Origin of the sequence: Quadrisphaera granulorum (assembly GCF_003149145.1) — a bacterium.
In the GTDB taxonomy this organism is placed as follows: Bacteria; Actinomycetota; Actinomycetes; order Actinomycetales; family Quadrisphaeraceae; genus Quadrisphaera; species Quadrisphaera granulorum.
On the sequence record NZ_QGDQ01000007.1, the window covers coordinates 136,083 to 153,478 of the forward strand.

Sequence of the window (17,396 nt, forward strand, 5' to 3'; positions counted from 1 at the left end):
CAGCAGTTGCCAAGCCCCCGCAGAACAACGCCCCTGCATGATCACGTGAGTCGTGACCATGCAGGGGCGCAGGGGTGCAAGGACTCAGGGCAGGCGGAGAGCCTTCATCACCGCGTCGGCGATGGCGTCGGGCGTGCCGGCGATGCCCAGCACGGCTCCCGCCTCGTCGTCCTCCAACGGCTCCAGGGTGGCCAGTTGGGAGTCGAGCAGCGCCGGCGGCATGAAGTGCCCGACGCGCCCTGAGATCCGGGCCCGGAGCTGCTCGACGGTGCCGTCGAGGTGCGCGAAGAGGACCTGCGCTTCGGCCTTCCGCAGCACATCGCGGTAATCGCGCTTGAGGGCGGAGCAGGTGAGCACGCAGTCGCTGGGTTGCGCGTCGATCCACGCGCGGACGTCGTCGAGCCAGGGCCAGCGGTCGTCGTCCGTGAGCGGCGTCCCGGACGCCATCTTGGCGACGTTGGCGGGCGGGTGCAGGTCGTCGGCTTCACCCAGCGGCCATCCCAGCCGCTCGGCGAGCAGACCCGCAATGGTCGACTTGCCGCAGCCGGCGACCCCCATGACGACGACGGCCCGGCGCGGGCCGTGCTCGTCCGCTTCCACACCGGCGTCCTGACCAGAGCCATGGTCAGCAGACGCGCTCATACCTCGAGTCCCTTCGCGTCCGACCGCAGGCGGTACAGCACCTCACCGGCGTGAGGCTCGACGAAGGTGTCGGGATCGGCGGCCCACGCCTTGACGTCCACGGATCCGGGGTCGAGGTAGTTCAGTCCAACGGCCCGCACGACGTCCTCGGGAATGCCGGTGGCCAGGGTCACGGTGACGCGGTTGCGCTCGCCAAGTTCCGGGTCCCACGTGCCCTGTCCGCGCAGATGGGTGGAGTGGGCGAGGTCGCCCCAGGGCTGGTCGCGGAACCGCTCCCACTGGCCGGTGAAGTAGTCGCGGTTGTGGTACCCGATCTCGGTGATGTGCGGGTGCATCACCGAGACCTGCGTGATGTGCGGCGCGTACAGCACGACCTCGCCGCCGTCGGCGACGATCGGCTCCAGCTTGTAGAAGCCCTTGGCCGCCGTCCAGATGTCCTCGTACTTGGTCGGCATGATCGACAGCACGCGGCGCACCGGCGCGTCGACGTACGTCACGTGGGTCTGCGCCGACACCTCCGCGCACGCCGCCCACGCGTCCTCGGGGCTACCGAAGGCCGCCGCGTGGAGCACATCGGTGCCGGACGCGACCACCAGGCACAGCGCCAGCCGCTGCGCCGGGACCATCGAGGCGCACTCGTTGATGAGCGCCCGCACGGGCGTGACGCCGCGCGCACCGATCATCGCGGCGCTGGTGATGAGCGCGCCGACCCAGTGCGAGACGTCGATGACCTCCTGCCCGGAGACGCCAGGGAAGAAGTACTTGTTGCCGCCGGAGAAGCCCACCACCTCGTGGGGGAACACCGGCCCGATGACCAGCGCGACGTCGGCCTCGGCCACACGCCGGTTGATCTTCACCTCGACGGGCGTGTCCGTGAGCAGACCACCGGTGAGCTCACCGAGCCGCTCGGCGGTGATGGTGCCGAGCGTGGTGAAGGTCTCCGGCAGCCACGACTCGTGGTTCACCACCTCCCACCCCGGATAGGTCTCCTGCAGCCGACCCGGGGCGTACCCGAGGTGGCGGGCCAGCTGCTGCTCGCTCATGCCCTGGTGGGTGCCGAGGGCGATGACGACGACGACGGACGCCGCGCGCCCGGCCAGCGCGTCGCGCACCGCACCGAGCAGCAGTGGCAGGGGGCACGTGCGGGTGGCGTCGGGCACCACGAGCGCGATGCTGCGACCGTCGACGTCGGCCCCCGCGAGGGACTTCGCGACGAACGCCGCGACGTCGGCCGAGGCCAGCCGCTGCCCCGGTCCGCCCAGGCGTGCTGCGCGGGTCGGGTCTCCGGGGTCGGTGCCGAAGGCGTCCTGCCACCCCGCTCGCACGTCGTCGTGATCGCTCATGAGACGGACTGTGCGGCGCCGCCGGCTGCCCTGACAAGACAGGCGGCCCGTCGGCGGCAACTCTCGGCAACTGGTGGCGGGGTGAGATGAGCAGCGGCTCAGGTTGACGCCATGGCCACCGCCGCGCCGCTTCAGCTGCACCCCGACCGACTCCTGCCGGCCGATCCCGCCGTCCGTGACGTCGCTCGTCGGCTGCACCAGCGGGTGCGCGACCTGCCGGTGGTGTCCCCGCACGGCCACGTCCCGGCCGCCTGGCTCGCAGATGACACTCCGTTCCGGGATCCGACGTCGCTGCTCATCACACCCGACCACTACGTCAATCGTCTCCTGCACAGCCACGGCGTGGACCTGGCCGACCTCGGAGTGGGGCGCTCCGAGACCGACGGCCCCCTGGACGAAGCGGCGTCACGGCACGCCTTCCGCCTGCTGTGCTCGCACTGGCCCGCCTACCGAGGCACGCCCGTGCGGTTCTGGCTGGAGGCTCAACTGGCCGAACTGTTCGGCGTGCGGGTGCGCCCGTCCGCCGAGACCGCCGACGGCATCTACGACCAGGTGGCGGCGGCCCTCGCGGACGACGCGTTCCGGCCGCGGGCCCTGTACGACAGGTTCCGCATCGAGGTGCTCGCCACCACCGACGACCCCTGCGACGACCTCGCCGCCCACCGCGCCCTGGCCGAAGACCCCACCTGGCACGGTCGTGTCGTCCCGACCTTCCGCCCCGACAAGTACCTCGAGGTGGGCGCCCCCGGCTGGACGGCCCTCGCCGACAGGCTCGAGGAGGTCTCGGGCGTGGACACCGGCACGTGGCCCGGCTTCCTGGCCGCGCTACAGAACCGGCGCGACTATTTCCGCGCACACGGCGCTGTCTCCGCGGACCACAGCCACGCCGACGCCCGCACCGACAAGCTCACCCCGATCGAGGCGCTCGACCTGTACGACTTGGCCCGCAAGGGCGAGCTCACCGCAGACGAGGCCACGGCGCTGCGCCGCCACCTCATGTGGGAGATGGCACGGATGTCCTCGGAGGACGGGCTGGTTATGACGCTGCACCCGGGCGTGCACCGCGACCACCACGCCCCCACGGCCGGGCGGTTCGGTCACGACGTGGGCTGCGACATCCCGCGGACCGTGGAGTTCCCGAGTGCGTTGAAGCCCGTGCTGGACGACTTCGGCACCCACCCCGGTTTCCGGCTGGTGCTGTTCACCCTCGACGAGACGACGTTCTCGCGCGAGATCGCGCCGCTCGCCGGGTTCTACCCGTCGGTGTTCGTCGGGGCGCCGTGGTGGTTCCTCGATGCACCCGACGCGATCCGCCGCTGGCGTTCGACCGTCAGCGAGACGGTCGGCTTCGCCAAGACGTCGGGCTTCATCGACGACACGCGCGCGTTCTGCTCCATCCCCGCCCGCCACGACATGGCCCGACGCCTCGACGCCGGACACCTCGCGCAGCTCGTGGCCGAGCACCGCCTGGACGAGGACGAGGCCACCGAGACCATCGTCGAGATGACCACCACCACGCCCCGGAAGGTCTTCCGCCTGTGACCACCCCCTCTCCCGCCGTGATCATGGACTTCCGGAACACGCCGACGCCGGCTCGGCTGTCGCGGTCCCTCCCGGAAACACCCCCGGCTCCCCCCGTGCGGCTGGTGCACCTGGGGCTCGGCAGCTTCTTCCGCGCGCACCAGGCCTGGTACACCGCCCACGCTTCCGACGCCTCGGGCTGGGGCTATGCCGCCTTCACCGGCCGCCGTCCCGACATCGCCGACGCTCTGAGTCCGCAGGACGGGCTCTACACGCTGCTCGTGCGCCACCCCGACGGCGACGCCGCCGACATCGTCGGTTCGGTGGCCGAGGTGCACCCGGCGAGCAACCACGCCGCCTACCTGGAGCTGCTGCGCCGCCCCGAGGTCGCCGTCGTCACCATCACGCTGACGGAGTCGGCCTACCTCGTGCGAGACGGGCACCTCGACGTCGCCGACCCGGCGCTGGTCGCCGACCTAGAGGCGCTGCGCGCCGACCTCGGCGCACCTGTCTCCACGCTGCCGGCGCGTCTGCTGTCCGGCCTCGCCGCCCGCCGCGCCGCGGGTGGCGGTCCGATCACCGTGCTCCCGTGCGACAACCTCCCCCACAACGGGACGGTGGCGCGCACGGGCGTGCTGGAGCTCGCGGCCCTGGTCGAGGACGGTGCTGCTGGGGGGCTGGCCGCATGGGTGGGTGACCACGTCGACTTCGCCTCGAGCATGGTCGACCGGATCACCCCCGCCACCACCGACGACGACGTGCGCGCAGCCACTGCGGCCACCGGCCTCGCTGACGCCGCGCCCGTGCCCACCGAGCCGTTCACCGAGTGGGTGCTGTCCGGGGCGTTCCCCGCGGGGCGCCCGGCATGGGAGAGCGCGGGGGCGCTCGTCGTCGACGACGTCACGCCCTATGAACAGCGCAAGCTGTGGCTGCTCAATGGCTCGCACTCGCTGCTCGCCTACAGCGGCCCGCTGCGCGGACACAGCACGGTGGACGAGGCGATCGCCGACCCGACCTGCCGCGCCTGGGTGGAGGAGTACTGGGACGAGGCGTGCCGTCACCTGCCGATGCCCGCCGCCGAGCTGCGCTCGTACCGGGAGGCGCTCCTGGGGAGGTACTCCAACCCCAGGGTTCGGCACCTGCTCGCGCAGATCGCCTCCGACGGCTCGGTGAAGCTGCCGGTGCGGATCGTGCCGACGCTGCTGGCAGAGCGCGCGGCCGGCCGCATGCCGGTCGGTGCTGCGCGCGCCGTCGCAGCGTGGATCTGGCACCTGCGCGGGCGCGGCGCGCCCGTCAAGGACTCGGGCGCGGAGGCCGCGGCGGCCGCGGCGCGGGCGGGTGAGGGCAGCGTCGCAGCGGTGCTCGCCCTGCTGCGCCCCGCCCTCTCGGCCGATCAGGCGCTGGTCGAGCTCGTCACCGAGCAGCTCGACGCCCTCGCCTGATCGCGACGATCAGTCGTTGCAACGCCACCTCGACGGCTGCGGCTGCAAGACTGCCGACGCAGCCGCGTCGGCCCAGTAGTCGCGCCGGCGAAGCAGTTGAACGCCGGCGCCGAGGAAGAGGCAACGCCAATGAACCCCGCCCAGGCTCCGAAGTCTCAGCGCCCACCCTTGGTGGAGACGGGCATCTTTTGCCTGGTCATCAGCTTCGCGATGGCCTTCCTCAGTCCGATGGGCGCGCCGCCTGCCATGGCGTGGCTGCAGTCCACGGCATGGTGGATCGGCCTCATCTGCATTGCCGGGCACGTCCTGCGCCTGGCCTTCCTGACCGCCAGCTCCCGCCCGACACTTTCGGCTGCCAGCGACGACCTGGCTCCCCGCCGCGACTGAACCACGTCGGCGGCACTGGCCGCGGCACCGGGCTCACCTCGGGGCGATCACCGTCCACGAGGTCGGCCGCACGACGTCGTCGCCCCCATCACCGAGCGCGGCACGCGCGCAGGCGCGCCCCTGCTCCCGCAGCGAGGCGGCCACCGACCAGATGCCTGAGGCGGCGGCTTCCGGGGAGCCGTCCCACCCGGTAAGCAGGGCCTCCCGGCCAGCGCCGGTCAGGGCCGCGCGTGCCCCGAGAGCCAGCTCGTCGCTCATCGCCAGCACCGCCAGGGAACCGGCCTCGGGCAGCGCAGCGAGCAGCTCGCGCGCGGCGACCTCGCCGTTCTGGCGCTGGTTTCGCTCGACGACGGCGACGCACACGTCGTCCCAGTCGTATCCCGCTGCGGTCAGCGCGTCACGGTAGCCAGCCAGACGCGCCCCCGTGACGGGGAACGGCACCGCAGCCGTGTCGGCCAGGTCTTCGGGCAGTTCCGCCCCACGGAGGAGCCTCACCGCGCGGCGTCGGTCTAGCGGAAAGCTGACGACGACGGGGGTCGCCGTCTGGAGCGGGACCGCGGAGGCCACGGCTGCCGCGGCCGCCCGGTCATCAGGACCCACGCAGATCAACCCCGGATGCGCGGGACCGCCTTGGATCGCTGCGGGACGCGCACAGCCGGCAACGGCGTCGAGCACCGGGTCATCGATGACAGTGGTCCACAGCACGTAGCCGTCAACGGGCGCGGAGAGCACACGGTCGACGTCGTCATGGTCGCCGCGAGTGGGGATGAGCACGACGCCCAGGTCGTGCTCGACGCAGACGTCGGAGACGCCGGCCAGGAACTGCGCTGCCTGAGGGTCGTCAAAGAGGTAGGAGAGGTGCTCTCCCACCACCACCCCCAGCTGCCGCGCGCGCCCGGAACGGAGGGCGCGGGCGGTGCTGTCAGGCCGGTAACCCAGCCGCGCTGCGGTCTCCAACACGCGGGTGCGCGTCGCCTCGGCGACGCGGGCGGGGTGATTGAAGGAGTACGAGACGGTCATCGGAGCAACCCCGGCGGCTGCAGCAACGTCTTTGACGGTCGGGCGGCGACGAGAGGCAGGCACGCAGGGAGCTTATCTGTGTAACGTTACGACGCATGCGACGAGACCCAGCGGCCAGCAGCCGCTCCACCACTCGGTCCAGCTGGGCGCCCTATGCCGCCTTCACCGCCTTCGGACTGTTCTGGGGAGCCTGGGGCGCGGCGCTGCCGGCCCTACGGGACCAGGCCGGGGTCAGCGAGGGCCGGCTCGGGGTCGCGCTGCTCTTCGTCGGCCTGGGAGCACTGCCGGCAATGGTCGTCGCCGGCCGGGCAGTGGATCGCCTCGGTCTGCGCGTCGCTGCCTGGCTGCTCGCAGCACTGGGAGGCGCCGGGGTGCTCATCGCTGCAACTGCCCACGGGATGCCGTCGCTGATCATCGGGATGCTGCTCGTCGGGGCGAGTTCCGGAGCGGCAGACGTAGCCATCAACGCCTTGGCCGGGCGCGCCGAGCACATCAGCGCCAAGCCCCTGCTGATCCGTTCGCACGGCCTGTTCTCTTGCGGCGTCGTCGCCTCCAGCCTGGCCACGGGGGTGGCGCTGGGAGTGGGAGCGACGTTGCCGGCGGCCTTCACGGCGGTCACGGTGGTGGTGCTCGCGCTGGCCGCGGTCACCCATCGCGCGTGCACGCTGCTGGTAGCGGCGGCCACCCCTGACGAGCCGACCAACACTCCGGCTCGCGCGGTAGACAGCCGCGAGCACGGGCGAAGGGGCCTGTTGCGCCTCCTCAGCACGCCCCCTCCTCTGCTGGTCGTCGGGCTGGTCGCAGCGCTTGCCCTCGCGATCGAGAACGCTCATCAGAGCTGGGGGGCCGTGATGCTCACCGACGTCTTCAACGCATCTCCTCCGTTGGCAGCTGTCGCCCCGGCGACCTTCGCCGCCACCGCGGCGGTAGCCCGGCTGAGCCTGGCGCCGCTGTCGCGCACTCACCCGATGGCGATGCTCCTCGCCGGAGGCGCACTGGCCGCGGCAGGCAGTGCGGTGCTGGCCACCGCCTCGTCTGTTCCGGTCGCCGTGAGCGGTCTCCTCGTGGCTGCGCTCGGTACGTCGACGCTGTTCCCCACTCTGCTCAGCCGCAGCTTGCGCGACCTGGATCCCGCCTTGCACGGTCGCGCCACCTCCGCCGTCGCCGCCACCGGGTACCTCGGCTTCCTCCTCGGTCCGGCGTACGTGGGCCTTCTCGCCGAAGCCACCAACCTGCGCGGTGCGATGCTCGGTATCGCTGCTCTCGCGCTGTGCTTCACGGTGGCAGCGGCCCCGGTCAGCTCCTGGGCTGCTCGGAGACATCGGACCAACGCAGGATGTCCTCGGACCGCCCCTCGTTGACCTCGACCGAACTTTCCCAGGGCCTCCCGGGGTCGTGAGGTGCATGTCACGACGGCGCATCGGTCGGCCTGTCATCCCGCTGCGGCAGGCTGCTCACGTGCCCTTCAGACGGCGGCCGGACGCCCACCTGCGAGCCGCCTTCGACGACGCAGCCATGGCCCTCGGCTCCACCCTCGATGCGGCGCAGCGTCCGGCAGCTGACGCCCTGTGCGTCGCAGCGTCCGCTGCTGGCCTGACCGCCGATGGAACTCGGCCTCACCGCAGCGCTCCGCGCGGCGTGTACTTGCACGGCCCGGTCGGGCGCGGCAAGACGTGGCTTGTCGAAGTCCTCACCACTCAGCTGCCGTCGGGTGCCGTCCTGCGGCTCCACGCCTACGAAGCAGCCCGGCGCCTGCACCGCGGCATCGCCGCCCACTCCGGCACGCGCGGTGGCCTCGACGCAGCTATCAACGCGGTGGTCGGAGAGGCGCGAGCCCTGTACCTCGACGAGCTCCACGCCCACGACCCCGGTGACGCGATGCTGCTCTCCCGACTCGTGCGCGCCCTCCCTGCACGCGGCGTGGTGCTGCTGGCCACGTCGAACTACGCGCCCGCTGACCTGCTACCCGACCCTCGCTACCACCACCTCGTGCTACCCCTCGTCGAGGCGCTGACGGCCACGTGCGTCGTCGTCGACGTCGACGGCGGCGTCGACCACCGGGCCCTCGGTCACGGCGGCGCCCGCCCACGCTGGTGCACGGGAGCCTGGCTGGCAACCGGCACCTCCGCGCAGCTCGCTGCCCTCGGACTGGCCGCACCCGACCCGGCGCAGCGACGACAGCTGCTGCTCGGCGGCCGGCCGCTCTGGGCGCTCGCGGCCGACCCGCACCCAGAGGAGGACGACGACGACGGCGACGGCAGCGTCCGTCCGGAACCCACTGCTCACTTGCACTTCAGCGAGCTGTGCGAGCGCCCCACCTCGGTGGCCGACCTGCTGGAGCTGACGGATCGCTACCGCACGATCGTGCTCGTCGGTGTCCCGCCCGTCACGGCGTCGGTCGCGGACGCCTGGCGGCGCCTCGCGAACCTCGTCGACATCTGCTGGGACCGCGACGTGCGGCTCGTCGTCCTCGCCGCCGATGGCGCGGAGTGCGCGCTGGAGATGCCCATCACCGACGGCGCCCGGATGTACAGCCGCCTGAGCCTGCTCCACCGCACCTGAGCTACGGCGGGCGCCACCCTTCACCGCTCCACTGGCTGCACGATCAGGGCATGAGCGACGAGCAGGCGCCGGACGAGTCTGGGTGGGTTGTGGCAAGGAAGGGGGAGGGATCCGCGTACGAGGAGCCCCCCGTGGCTGCTGAGATCACCATCCGGCTCTACTCGTTGAAGCCCGGCGACGCCCAGATCACCCTCAGCCTCGGAGACGCCATCGCCCCCGAGGGGACCGCAGACCCGGCGGTCGTGGACCAGGTGTGGCAGCGCGCAGCGGCCGAGCTGGCCGAGGCCTCCACGTTCCTGCGCGGCTGATCGGACGCAGGCGAACGTCGTCGTCGAGCGCTTCAGCGGGTCGCCCCCAGCGCGGTAGAACCCTCACGAGTGCCACCATCACCACCGCGAACGCCAGGTACAGAGGCACGAGGCCCAGCAGCGCACCCAGCTCGTCGCTCACCACCCGGATCTGGGACGCGACGACGACGGCCAGCGTGAGCGACACCAGCGGCACCATCGCCGTCGGCGCGGCGGTCTCGATCCGACGGGCGTACCGCACTGCCCGATCCCCCAGCGTCTGTGTGGCGGCCGCAACCACAAGGGGCAGAACGATGAGGACGACGAACGCCCGCGCGAACGGACCGACATCCACCGCCTGGGCCGCCGACGGGCCGACCATCACCAGCAGGTACCCGGGTAGCAGCACTGCCTGAGCGAGCATGACCAGCACGGTCGCCAAGAAGCGAGCATCGACGACGGCGCGACCGATGGCCAGGAACGGGACGCCGAGGAAGGTCGCGTACAGGAGCAGCGCGAGCGCGGGGTCGATCGCCACCGTGAGGCCGTGAACACCCGGCAGCAGCAGCCCGACGACGACGCCGACGCCGATCCCCGCCAGGTAGATCGCGACCTGACGGCGCTCCAGCCATCCAGCGAGGGCGCTCACCGTGGACCACGGCGGTGGCGAACGTCGCTAGGACAGCGTGGCGTTGTGCCGATGCAGAACCTCACGTACCAGCTCCCTCCCCCGCGGTGATGTCAGCACAGTGCCGGGTCCTGTCGATCGCAGAGCTCCTGCTTGATCTGACAAGACCAGCGCGCCTCCCGCACCCTCTCGGGGCGGAACGAACGCGAGCCCGCCGCCATGCAACTCGACGTGCCAGACCTCACCTGACCGCACGGGCGCCTCCAGCTGCGCCGTCAAGTCCTGGTGGACGGAGGAGAGGGCACCCGGGAAGTCCCCTTCGGGACATGTGAAGTGTTGGCCCCTTCCGAGTGACGGCCCGATCACTCCGAAGGGGCCAACAGAACACAGCTCCCCACACAAGCCCGCCGCACAGAGCGGCTGGCGCTGAGGCGGAAGCACCCAACCTGGCAGCCTCGTCTCGCGTACGTGGTGGCGAAGGAGGTGCCGATGCGCCGCAGCGATGAGGAGTCGTTCGACGACTTCGCCGTCTTCGCCATCCCGCGACTGCGGCAGGTGGCGCACGCCTGGTCTCGCGACCGCCATCGCGCCGAGGACGCCGTGCATGACCGCACCTGTTCCGCTTCTATCTCCCGAAGGACGTCGGACTCGACGAGGTCACACCTCGTACGGCCGCTGAGATGGGCGTCTCCTGGACGAGCCTCACTCCGATGACCGAGCAGGAGGCAACGGACGCTGTTGCCGAGCAGAGCAGTCCCCGTCAGGACGCGACCGCCGTCGCACGGCCGCAGGGCGACACGGCCGTCGTCAGCCGCGACAGGTGGAGCGACGCCACGGGTGTGTTCTGGAAAGTGCACACGGGCTCCGGCTCGTTCGCCGCGGGCGCCACCGTCGCCAGCGATCCCGTGACCGCCGTCCGCGCCACCTTCGACCCACATCCCTGCGACACCAGCTTCATCATCGACATGGTCGGCCCCTCCGGTGGTGCACTGACCGCCCGCCGCGGCCTCCAGGCCTGGCTCGATGGCGACGGCGACGAGCTGCCAGCGGAGGCCAGCGGCCAGGGCGCGCCGCGCACCGGCTGGGTGGTGGTCGAAGACCTCGACGACAAGGTGACCTTCGGTTCCGCCGACTGGCGCGTGACGGTCCGCGAGATGCGCTTCGCCAGCTGGATGGTCACCGAGCAGAGCTGCGCGACGCCCTACGACCCCCCGCTGCCGTCGTCGTCCTGATCGACCGCGGCACCGACTCAACCAGCGGTGGCAGCAGGCACCGGACCGCTCTCCACGACCACGGTCGAGACCGGGAGCAGCAGGACCGCAGCAGCCGCCGTGAGCACCAGGACCGCCGTCGAGACAGCGGATGCCGTCCAGCATCGGCGCCGGTTCGCCTCGGGGCTCCGCAGGTGGACGAGGCTCGTGACCAGGGCGGCGACGGCCACCGGAATGCTGACGAAAGGAATGAAGAACACGGCGGCGGCGCCGATGGCCGCGACGAGGGCGACCAGCGAGGTGACGTCTCCGCGTGCGGGCTCCGGAGATGCGGTCGCAGGGGGCACGGCCGACGTCGCCTGCGCCGCGATCCGTTCCACCGGACCGAGGTCCGCGAGGACTCGCTGCACGCGGACAGCTTCAGCGGCTCCGTCGTCGCCGAGTGACTCCTGCAGGTGCTCCCGGACCCCGTCCAGCACATCCGCCCGCTCACGGGGATCCGCTCCCACGAGAGCGCGCTCGAGATCGGCGAGGTACGCCTGCACCAGTGGGTGAGGTCCAACGGTCGGGCGGGTGCTCATCGTGCTGCCTCCAGTGCTGCGTCGACGTCGCGGTGGAAGGGAGCCCATGTGGCCTCGAAGGTGGCGAGCGCCTCGCGTCCCTGGTCGGTGAGGCGGTAGTAGCGGCGGGGAGGTCCGCTGTCGGACTCCCGCCATTCGGTCTCAACGAGGTTGGCCTTCCGCAGCCGCGCCAGGAGCGGGTACAGGGTGCCGTCACTGTCGAGGAGCGTCTTGTGCTGGCCGAGGCGGGAGGCGAGCTCGAGTCCGTACCTGGGCTCGCTGCGCAGGTAGGCCATGGCGCAGTACTCGAGGACGCCTTTGCGCAGCTGCGTGAGCACGCTATCCGCGGCGTTGGCCATGAGTGCAAGCCTACGCTCCAGAAGTTGCGATGCAAGGTACCGGGCATCGCAACATTCGCGCGTCACTGGCCCAACCGGCCCGCGCATCACTGTTCGTAGAGCGCACGCTCCTCCGGACTGAGCTCGACAGGCAGCCACCGAGAGGTGCTCGGAAACCCGGAGCGCTCCGGTACATCCGGCAGCGCTCACCCGCGTTGGCTGCCCCAGCGCTCCCGGGAGGTGATGTCGCTTCAGATTCCCCGGTAGGAGTCAAGGAGAACCGCATCACTGTCGATCATGAGTGTGAGATGCGGCGTCGACCGGCGCCGCGACCAATCCGACGAGGCGGTACCTCTCTCATGACGACGACGGCGGCAACGGTTCCCCCGCGGAAGCGAACCCCCCGAGCAGGGGGCCGCGCGGCTCTGGTCGCGCGCCCCGCTGGGGTGATCTCCCCATCGCCGCCAAGATTCTCACCGCCGTCACCGCGGCCGCGGTGGTCGCTGGCGCGATCGGCGTCTCAGGGTTGCGCGCCCTGACCGCCGCCGCCGGCGATGCGCAGGCGATCTACGCCGTGGACCTGCTCAGCGTGAAGAACCTCGAGGCGCTCGAGGCTGACATCGAGCGCTCGGCCACTGCCCTGGCCGACGCCGTCATCGCCCGAACCCCCGAGCAGCGCACCGCCGCGAGCGCGGAACTCGACGCGGCCCGTGCCGATGTCGCCGAGCATGTGGACGCCGTCCGCGCCCTCCCGCACGCCGCCGACCAGGCGGCGAACCTGGCCGAGATCGAGCGGCAGTGGGCCGAGGTGGTGCGCATCGAGGACACCGTCCTGGCGCCGCTGGCCAACAACGGTGACGTCGACGCCTGGCAAGCGGCCCGCGCCGAGCAGGTGACTCCTCTGCACACCGCTCTGCGCACGGAACTGGCGCAGCTGGTGGAGGACCGCTCCGCGGAGGCCGCCCAGCACGCCGCCGCGGCGCAGGCAGACCACGACCGCCAACGGACGCTGCAGCTAGTCCTGCTCGTTGCAGGCGTGGCGCTCGCCGTAGGTGTGGGGCTGGCCGTGGCCCGCAGCGTCGCGCGCACCGTACAGCGCGTCGCGTGGGTGGCCGATGGACTCGCAGAAGGAGACCTCACGCGCTCCACCGGCATGACCTCGCGCGACGAACTGGGCCGTATGAGCGCTGCCCTGGACCGCGGTACCGCTGAGCTGCGTGCGGCCATCGCCGCCATCAGCGCCAGCAGCGACACCGTGGCGGCGTCCTCGGAAGAGCTCAGCGCATCAACGGCCCAGATCGCGGCCTCCGCGGAGGAGACGAGTACGCAGGCCGTGGTGGTCTCCCAGGGAGCGGAGGAGGTCGCCCAGACCGTCACCACCGTGGCCGCCGCCGCCGAGGAGATGGGCGCGGCCATCGAGCAGATCAGCCTGTCCGCGGCCTCCGCCGCCGACGTGGCGAGCCAGGCTGTCACGGCAGCACAGGCCGCTTCCGGCACGGTGAACGCGCTGGGCGACTCATCCCGCGAGGTGGAGGAGGTCGTCAAGGTCATCACCGCCATCGCCGAGCAGACCAACCTCCTGGCCCTGAACGCCACCATCGAAGCGGCCAGGGCTGGCGAGTCGGGCAAGGGCTTCGCAGTGGTGGCAGGCGAGGTCAAGGAGCTGGCACGAGAGACCGCGCGGGCCACCGAGGACATCACCCGGCGGGTCGCGTCCATGCAGATGGACTCCCAGCACGCCGTGGAGGCCATCTCCGGGATCGCCGGGGTGATCGGGCAGATGCACGACTTCCAGGCGACCATCGCCTCAGCGGTGGAGGAGCAGACGGCCACCACGCAGGAGATGTCCCGGTCGGTGCAGGAGGGCTCCGAGGGCGTGCAGGAGATCACTCGCAACATCTCCGGTGTCGCCGAGGCCTCCGAAGTCACCACGCAGGCACTCAGCCAGTGCCGCCTCGCGGTGGACGAGCTCTCGCGGCTCGCTGCCGACCTGCGCGCCACCGCCTCCCGCTTCACCTGCTGACGGGGCGCCCCTTCACCGCCCGCGGTCGCTGACTACGCCGCGCGCGGACGGGTCGCCGTCGACAGCAAGGTGCGGGTGGCGGCCAGGGCCGTGCAGCTCATCGCGCCAGGCAGCACCGTGCTGCTGGATGGGGGGACGACGACGCTCGCCGTTGCCCGGGCCCTCCCCCGCGAGCTGCGCTGCACCGTGGTGACGCACAGCCCGACGGTGGCCGCTGCCCTCGTCGAACACCCCACCGTCGACGTCTTCGTGCTTGGAGGTCGCCTGTTCAAGCACTCCGCTGTGGCGTGTGGCGCCGCGGCTGTCGAGGCGGCGCAGGCAGTCTCGGCTGACGTGTTCCTCCTCGGCGTCACAGGCGTGCACCCCGAGCACGGCCTCACGACGGGCGACGCCGAAGAGGCCGCCATGAAGCGGGCGCTGGCTGCCCGGGCGGCGGACACCTACGTCCTCGCGTCACGCGAGAAGGTGGGGGCGGCGTCGCCGTTCCAGGTGCTCCCCCTGGGTGCGACCGCGGGGATCGTCACCGATGCGCCCGCCGGCGAGACGCTCGACGGGCTCCGCGAGCTCGGGGCGACGATCCTCGAGGCCCGCTGACGTGGATGAAGCACTCCCTGCGGCGGACGACGTGGAGCGGGAACCTGCATGCCGGGAACTGCAGGCGTTGACCCCGTCAGCTGTGCTCGGTTGGCCCCTTCAGCGTGTCGACGCGATCACGCTCAAGGGGCCAACAGCTGACAGCTGCTGGCACGGCCCTCTCCCTGGCGAAGGGGTCCAGGTCGGTGTCCACGGACGGGCAACCCTGGGAACCAACCATCTAGTCTGCCGACGGTGATCGCTTCCGTTCCGCGAGGCCGTTGGGCGCTCGGCGCCTGTGCTGTGGTGGCGGCGCTGAGCGGCTGCTCGGCCATGGCCGAGCCGGCTGCCGCCGTCAGCGAGCACGAGGCCCGCGCCGCCGTGGCGGACGTCATCGCCACCGCGTCACAACGGACACCCGCAGCAATGAAGCAGCTGTGTGAGGCCAACGATGGATGCATGGGCATGTCGAGCTCGCTGGAGTCTGACCCGGGCAGCGCTCCGGGGCCCGAGGCAGCTCCCGAGGTGCTGTGCGTCGTGGGCATCCCCCCGACGCCCAGCCAGGACGGCTCGCAGCTCGTCGTCCTCGAAGGCGTCGACGGACGAGGGCGGCACTACGTGAGCCAGGTTCTGGTCGACCGCGCCGCGACAGGCGATGAAGCAGGCCGCCTGGAAGTGCAGGAGCCCGCTTTCTGGCTGGGGGTGGCCTACACCGCGTTGCAGGGTGGTCGTTCCTGGGACTCGCTCACCGATGTGCCGGAGCAGCAGATCGAGCACAATGCGCGAGCACGTCGCCCCTGCGATGACACGGCAGCCTGGCTCGCAGAAGTCAGCGGTCATCCGGCCGCTACCGCGAGCCGCGCGTCCAGCGCCTGACCGGCACTCGACGAGGACGCGAGCACGGCGACGACGTCAGCGCGGCGACGACTCGTCGCGGTGCGTCACGCGACGCATGCACCACACACCTGCCGCCGCGCAGACAACGGCTGCCAGAGCCAGCAGGCATGAGGGAAGCCATCGGGACTGGACAGCCGCATCGCGGTCACCGGAATCGAAGATCATGGGTAGTCCGACGAACACGGCAGCGAGAAGCAGCGCCGCGGCGGCGTGCCACAAGCCAAAGCACCACCACGCGAGGCGCCGGGAAGACACGTCACTCATCGCTTCCGGCTCCCGCCTTCGCGGTGGCGGGCAGAGCATTGGGTGAGCGCAGCGGTGCGGTCACCCACGGTTGGGTGACGACGACGGAGGCCACCACCACGGCAAGCACGACGCCGATGGTCAGCAGCGTCCACCCAGTCTCGAGACCGCTGAGCACGATGGTCATCGCGCCGATTCCGCCGGCGAGCGCCACCGGCCAGAGCAAGAGCAGGGACGTGGCGAGAACCCGGCGTCGCGGGGCGCGGGCGGCCACGACGAGGCCTGTGGTCGCGCCCAGGACGACTACCGGCACAGCGAGGAGGCCTCCCGCCAACGATGCGATCGTGAAGGCGGCGCCGTCCCACGGGTCGGTCAGCAGACTGGGCCCGGTCAGCAGGAGGACCAGCACGTTCCCGGTCAGCGCGCCGGTGGCGACGCCGACCGCCGCCAGACGCGCTGCGGCGCGGTACCAGCTGGGACTCCAGACGGAGACCGGGGTAGCGGAGGACACGCCAGGAGCCTCCCATCCGGCGGCCCGCAGCCGAGCCCATCGCCGCAGTTCAGACCGGCTTAAGCTACCTCTGGTGGGGTTCCTGGACTACCTCTGGTGGACCGGGCGGACCCGTGCCGCGCCCCGCTCCCGGGCTCCCGCAGCAGGCCCCGTCGAGGCGCGCACCACGAGCCACGCGGGCAGCAGCAGCGGCTCACCGCCCGTGCCGTCGGGTGCGCTGGAGCGAGCAGCTCCCCGCCGGGTGGACGCCAGGTGGGCGACGGCAGCGGACCCGATGTCCACCAGCGGCGCGGCGATGGTGGTCAGCGGCGGCCGCACGATCTCGGCGTCGACGATGTTGTCGAACCCCACCACGCTGACGTCAGCCGGCACGCGCCGTCCGGCTGCGGTGACGGCCTTGATGAACCCGATGGCCATGAGGTCGTTGTAGGCGATGACGGCGGTGGTCGGGCGCTGCTGCCACGCAGCCGCGGCCGCGCCTCCCCCGCGCAGCGTCGGCAGGTGCGGCCCGACACGCACGACACGCAGGTCGAGCTCCACCCCGGCCTCCTTGAGACCGCGCCAGCGCATGCCGTCGGCGTAGGACGCCTCCGGACCGGCGAGGTAGGCGATGGAGGTGTGCCCGAGCTCCACGAGGTGCTCGACGGCCTTCTTGATGGCGCGCACGTTGTCGCTGACCACCGACGTCACCGACCCCACGGTCCGGTTGAGGACGACGACCGAGCGCCGCTTCGCGACGGCGCGGATCGCCTGGTCGGTGAGCCGGGACGACGCCAGCAGGAAGCCGTCGACCGTTGCTTCCAACCGCTCGATCGCCCTCTGCTCGGCCGCCACCGACTCCTGCGTCTCGATGATGGCGAGCGTGAGGTCGTGCTGGGCCGCAGCCCGCTCGGCGCCGCGGACCATGCCGACGAACACCGGGTTGGCGATGTCGGCGACGACCATCGCCACCACACCGGTGCCTCGCTGCGCCATCGGCACCTCGATGCGCGCCGATCGGTAGCCCAGCTCCGCGGCGACCTGCCGTACGTGCTCTGCGGTCTTGAAGCTGACCCGTCCCGGCTTGCTCAGCGCGCGCGAGACGGTGGAGGCCGCGACCCCCGCCGCGGCGGCGACGTCGTAGATCGTGACCTCGGCGCCTTCGCCGTACCCCATCTGCGCATTCCCTCCAGGCCTGCTGGTCAGGGACGCTAGCAACTCCTGGCAAC

At 71.6% G+C, this 17,396-nt stretch carries 16 protein-coding genes and 1 pseudogene; 9 read left to right on the top strand and 8 right to left on the bottom strand.

Annotated features, from left to right (window positions below; genetic code table 11):
- Nucleotides 1-84: 84 nt before the first annotated feature.
- Together BXY45_RS07730 and BXY45_RS07735 are read right to left on the bottom strand one after the other, a co-directional pair.
- Nucleotides 85-642, bottom strand: a complete 558-nt coding sequence (locus BXY45_RS07730) for a gluconokinase (RefSeq protein ID WP_109773744.1) — start codon at nt 640-642, stop codon at nt 85-87.
- Nucleotides 639-1,985: a lactate racemase domain-containing protein gene (locus BXY45_RS07735; protein ID WP_109773745.1), complete on the bottom strand. Its 1,347-nt coding sequence runs from the start codon at nt 1,983-1,985 to the stop codon at nt 639-641. The genes BXY45_RS07730 and BXY45_RS07735 overlap by 4 nt, the downstream gene beginning before the upstream one ends.
- 111 nt (nt 1,986-2,096) lie before the next feature.
- On the opposite strand from BXY45_RS07735, the gene uxaC reads away from it, so the two are divergent.
- The 3 genes from uxaC (at nt 2,097) to BXY45_RS07750 (ending at nt 5,335) form a co-directional block, all read left to right on the top strand.
- Complete coding sequence (gene uxaC / locus BXY45_RS07740) at nt 2,097-3,527, top strand: glucuronate isomerase (RefSeq protein WP_109773746.1); 1,431 nt, start codon at nt 2,097-2,099, stop codon at nt 3,525-3,527.
- Between the two features lie 95 nt (nt 3,528-3,622).
- Nucleotides 3,623-4,948 carry a mannitol dehydrogenase family protein gene (locus BXY45_RS07745; RefSeq protein ID WP_211319331.1) on the top strand — a complete coding sequence of 442 codons (1,326 nt, stop codon included), beginning with the start codon at nt 3,623-3,625 and terminating at the stop codon, nt 4,946-4,948.
- Between the two features lie 168 nt (nt 4,949-5,116).
- The gene (locus tag BXY45_RS07750) at nt 5,117-5,335 is read left to right on the top strand and encodes a hypothetical protein (RefSeq protein WP_146211124.1); all 219 of its coding nucleotides are present in this window, start codon (nt 5,117-5,119) and stop codon (nt 5,333-5,335) included.
- A 33-nt stretch (nt 5,336-5,368) separates the two neighbouring features.
- Here BXY45_RS07750 and BXY45_RS07755 read toward each other — a convergent pair whose 3' ends face one another.
- Complete coding sequence (locus BXY45_RS07755; RefSeq protein ID WP_211319332.1) at nt 5,369-6,418, bottom strand: LacI family DNA-binding transcriptional regulator; 1,050 nt, start codon at nt 6,416-6,418, stop codon at nt 5,369-5,371.
- Nucleotides 6,419-6,450: 32 nt separating this feature from the next.
- On the opposite strand from BXY45_RS07755, the gene BXY45_RS07760 reads away from it, so the two are divergent.
- Both BXY45_RS07760 and zapE read left to right on the top strand, forming a co-directional pair.
- Entirely contained in the window at nt 6,451-7,716 is a 1,266-nt protein-coding gene (locus BXY45_RS07760; protein WP_109773749.1) for an MFS transporter, read from the top strand.
- 97 nt (nt 7,717-7,813) lie between these two features.
- On the top strand, nt 7,814-8,917 hold the full coding sequence (gene zapE, locus BXY45_RS07765; RefSeq protein ID WP_170131371.1) for a cell division protein ZapE: 1,104 nt from the start codon (nt 7,814-7,816) through the stop codon (nt 8,915-8,917).
- 192 nt (nt 8,918-9,109) lie between these two features.
- On the opposite strand, the gene BXY45_RS07770 is transcribed toward zapE, so the two are convergent.
- Entirely contained in the window at nt 9,110-9,853 is a 744-nt protein-coding gene (locus BXY45_RS07770) for a hypothetical protein (protein WP_109773751.1), read from the bottom strand.
- A 689-nt stretch (nt 9,854-10,542) separates the two neighbouring features.
- Here BXY45_RS07770 and BXY45_RS07775 point away from each other — a divergent pair.
- Nucleotides 10,543-11,064, top strand: coding sequence for a hypothetical protein (locus BXY45_RS07775; RefSeq protein WP_146211125.1), 522 nt, complete (start codon nt 10,543-10,545; stop codon nt 11,062-11,064).
- Between the two features lie 17 nt (nt 11,065-11,081).
- On the opposite strand, the gene BXY45_RS07780 is transcribed toward BXY45_RS07775, so the two are convergent.
- Nucleotides 11,082-11,624, bottom strand: coding sequence for an HAAS signaling domain-containing protein (locus BXY45_RS07780; protein ID WP_146211126.1), 543 nt, complete (start codon nt 11,622-11,624; stop codon nt 11,082-11,084).
- Nucleotides 11,621-11,962 carry a PadR family transcriptional regulator gene (locus BXY45_RS07785; protein WP_109773754.1) on the bottom strand — a complete coding sequence of 114 codons (342 nt, stop codon included), beginning with the start codon at nt 11,960-11,962 and terminating at the stop codon, nt 11,621-11,623. The genes BXY45_RS07780 and BXY45_RS07785 overlap by 4 nt, the downstream gene beginning before the upstream one ends.
- Before the next feature lie 436 nt (nt 11,963-12,398).
- Here BXY45_RS07785 and BXY45_RS07790 point away from each other — a divergent pair, with 436 nt between their 5' ends.
- The 3 genes and pseudogenes from BXY45_RS07790 to BXY45_RS07800 all read left to right on the top strand — a co-directional run bounded on the left by BXY45_RS07790 (nt 12,399) and on the right by BXY45_RS07800 (nt 15,413).
- Complete coding sequence (locus tag BXY45_RS07790; RefSeq protein ID WP_109773755.1) at nt 12,399-13,964, top strand: methyl-accepting chemotaxis protein; 1,566 nt, start codon at nt 12,399-12,401, stop codon at nt 13,962-13,964.
- A 9-nt stretch (nt 13,965-13,973) separates the two neighbouring features.
- Nucleotides 13,974-14,558 (top strand): annotated as a pseudogene (locus BXY45_RS07795) (DeoR/GlpR family DNA-binding transcription regulator); the annotation flags it as partial.
- A 234-nt stretch (nt 14,559-14,792) separates the two neighbouring features.
- Nucleotides 14,793-15,413, top strand: coding sequence for a hypothetical protein (locus tag BXY45_RS07800; RefSeq protein ID WP_146211127.1), 621 nt, complete (start codon nt 14,793-14,795; stop codon nt 15,411-15,413).
- 277 nt (nt 15,414-15,690) lie between these two features.
- Here the strand turns inward: BXY45_RS07800 and BXY45_RS07805 are convergent, their stop codons facing one another.
- A complete protein-coding gene (locus BXY45_RS07805; protein WP_109773758.1) occupies nt 15,691-16,188 on the bottom strand; it encodes a hypothetical protein in 498 nt (165 codons plus the stop codon).
- An 87-nt stretch (nt 16,189-16,275) separates the two neighbouring features.
- Nucleotides 16,276-17,343, bottom strand: a complete 1,068-nt coding sequence (locus tag BXY45_RS07810; RefSeq protein WP_109773759.1) for a LacI family DNA-binding transcriptional regulator — start codon at nt 17,341-17,343, stop codon at nt 16,276-16,278.
- Between the last annotated feature and the right edge of the window lie 53 nt (nt 17,344-17,396).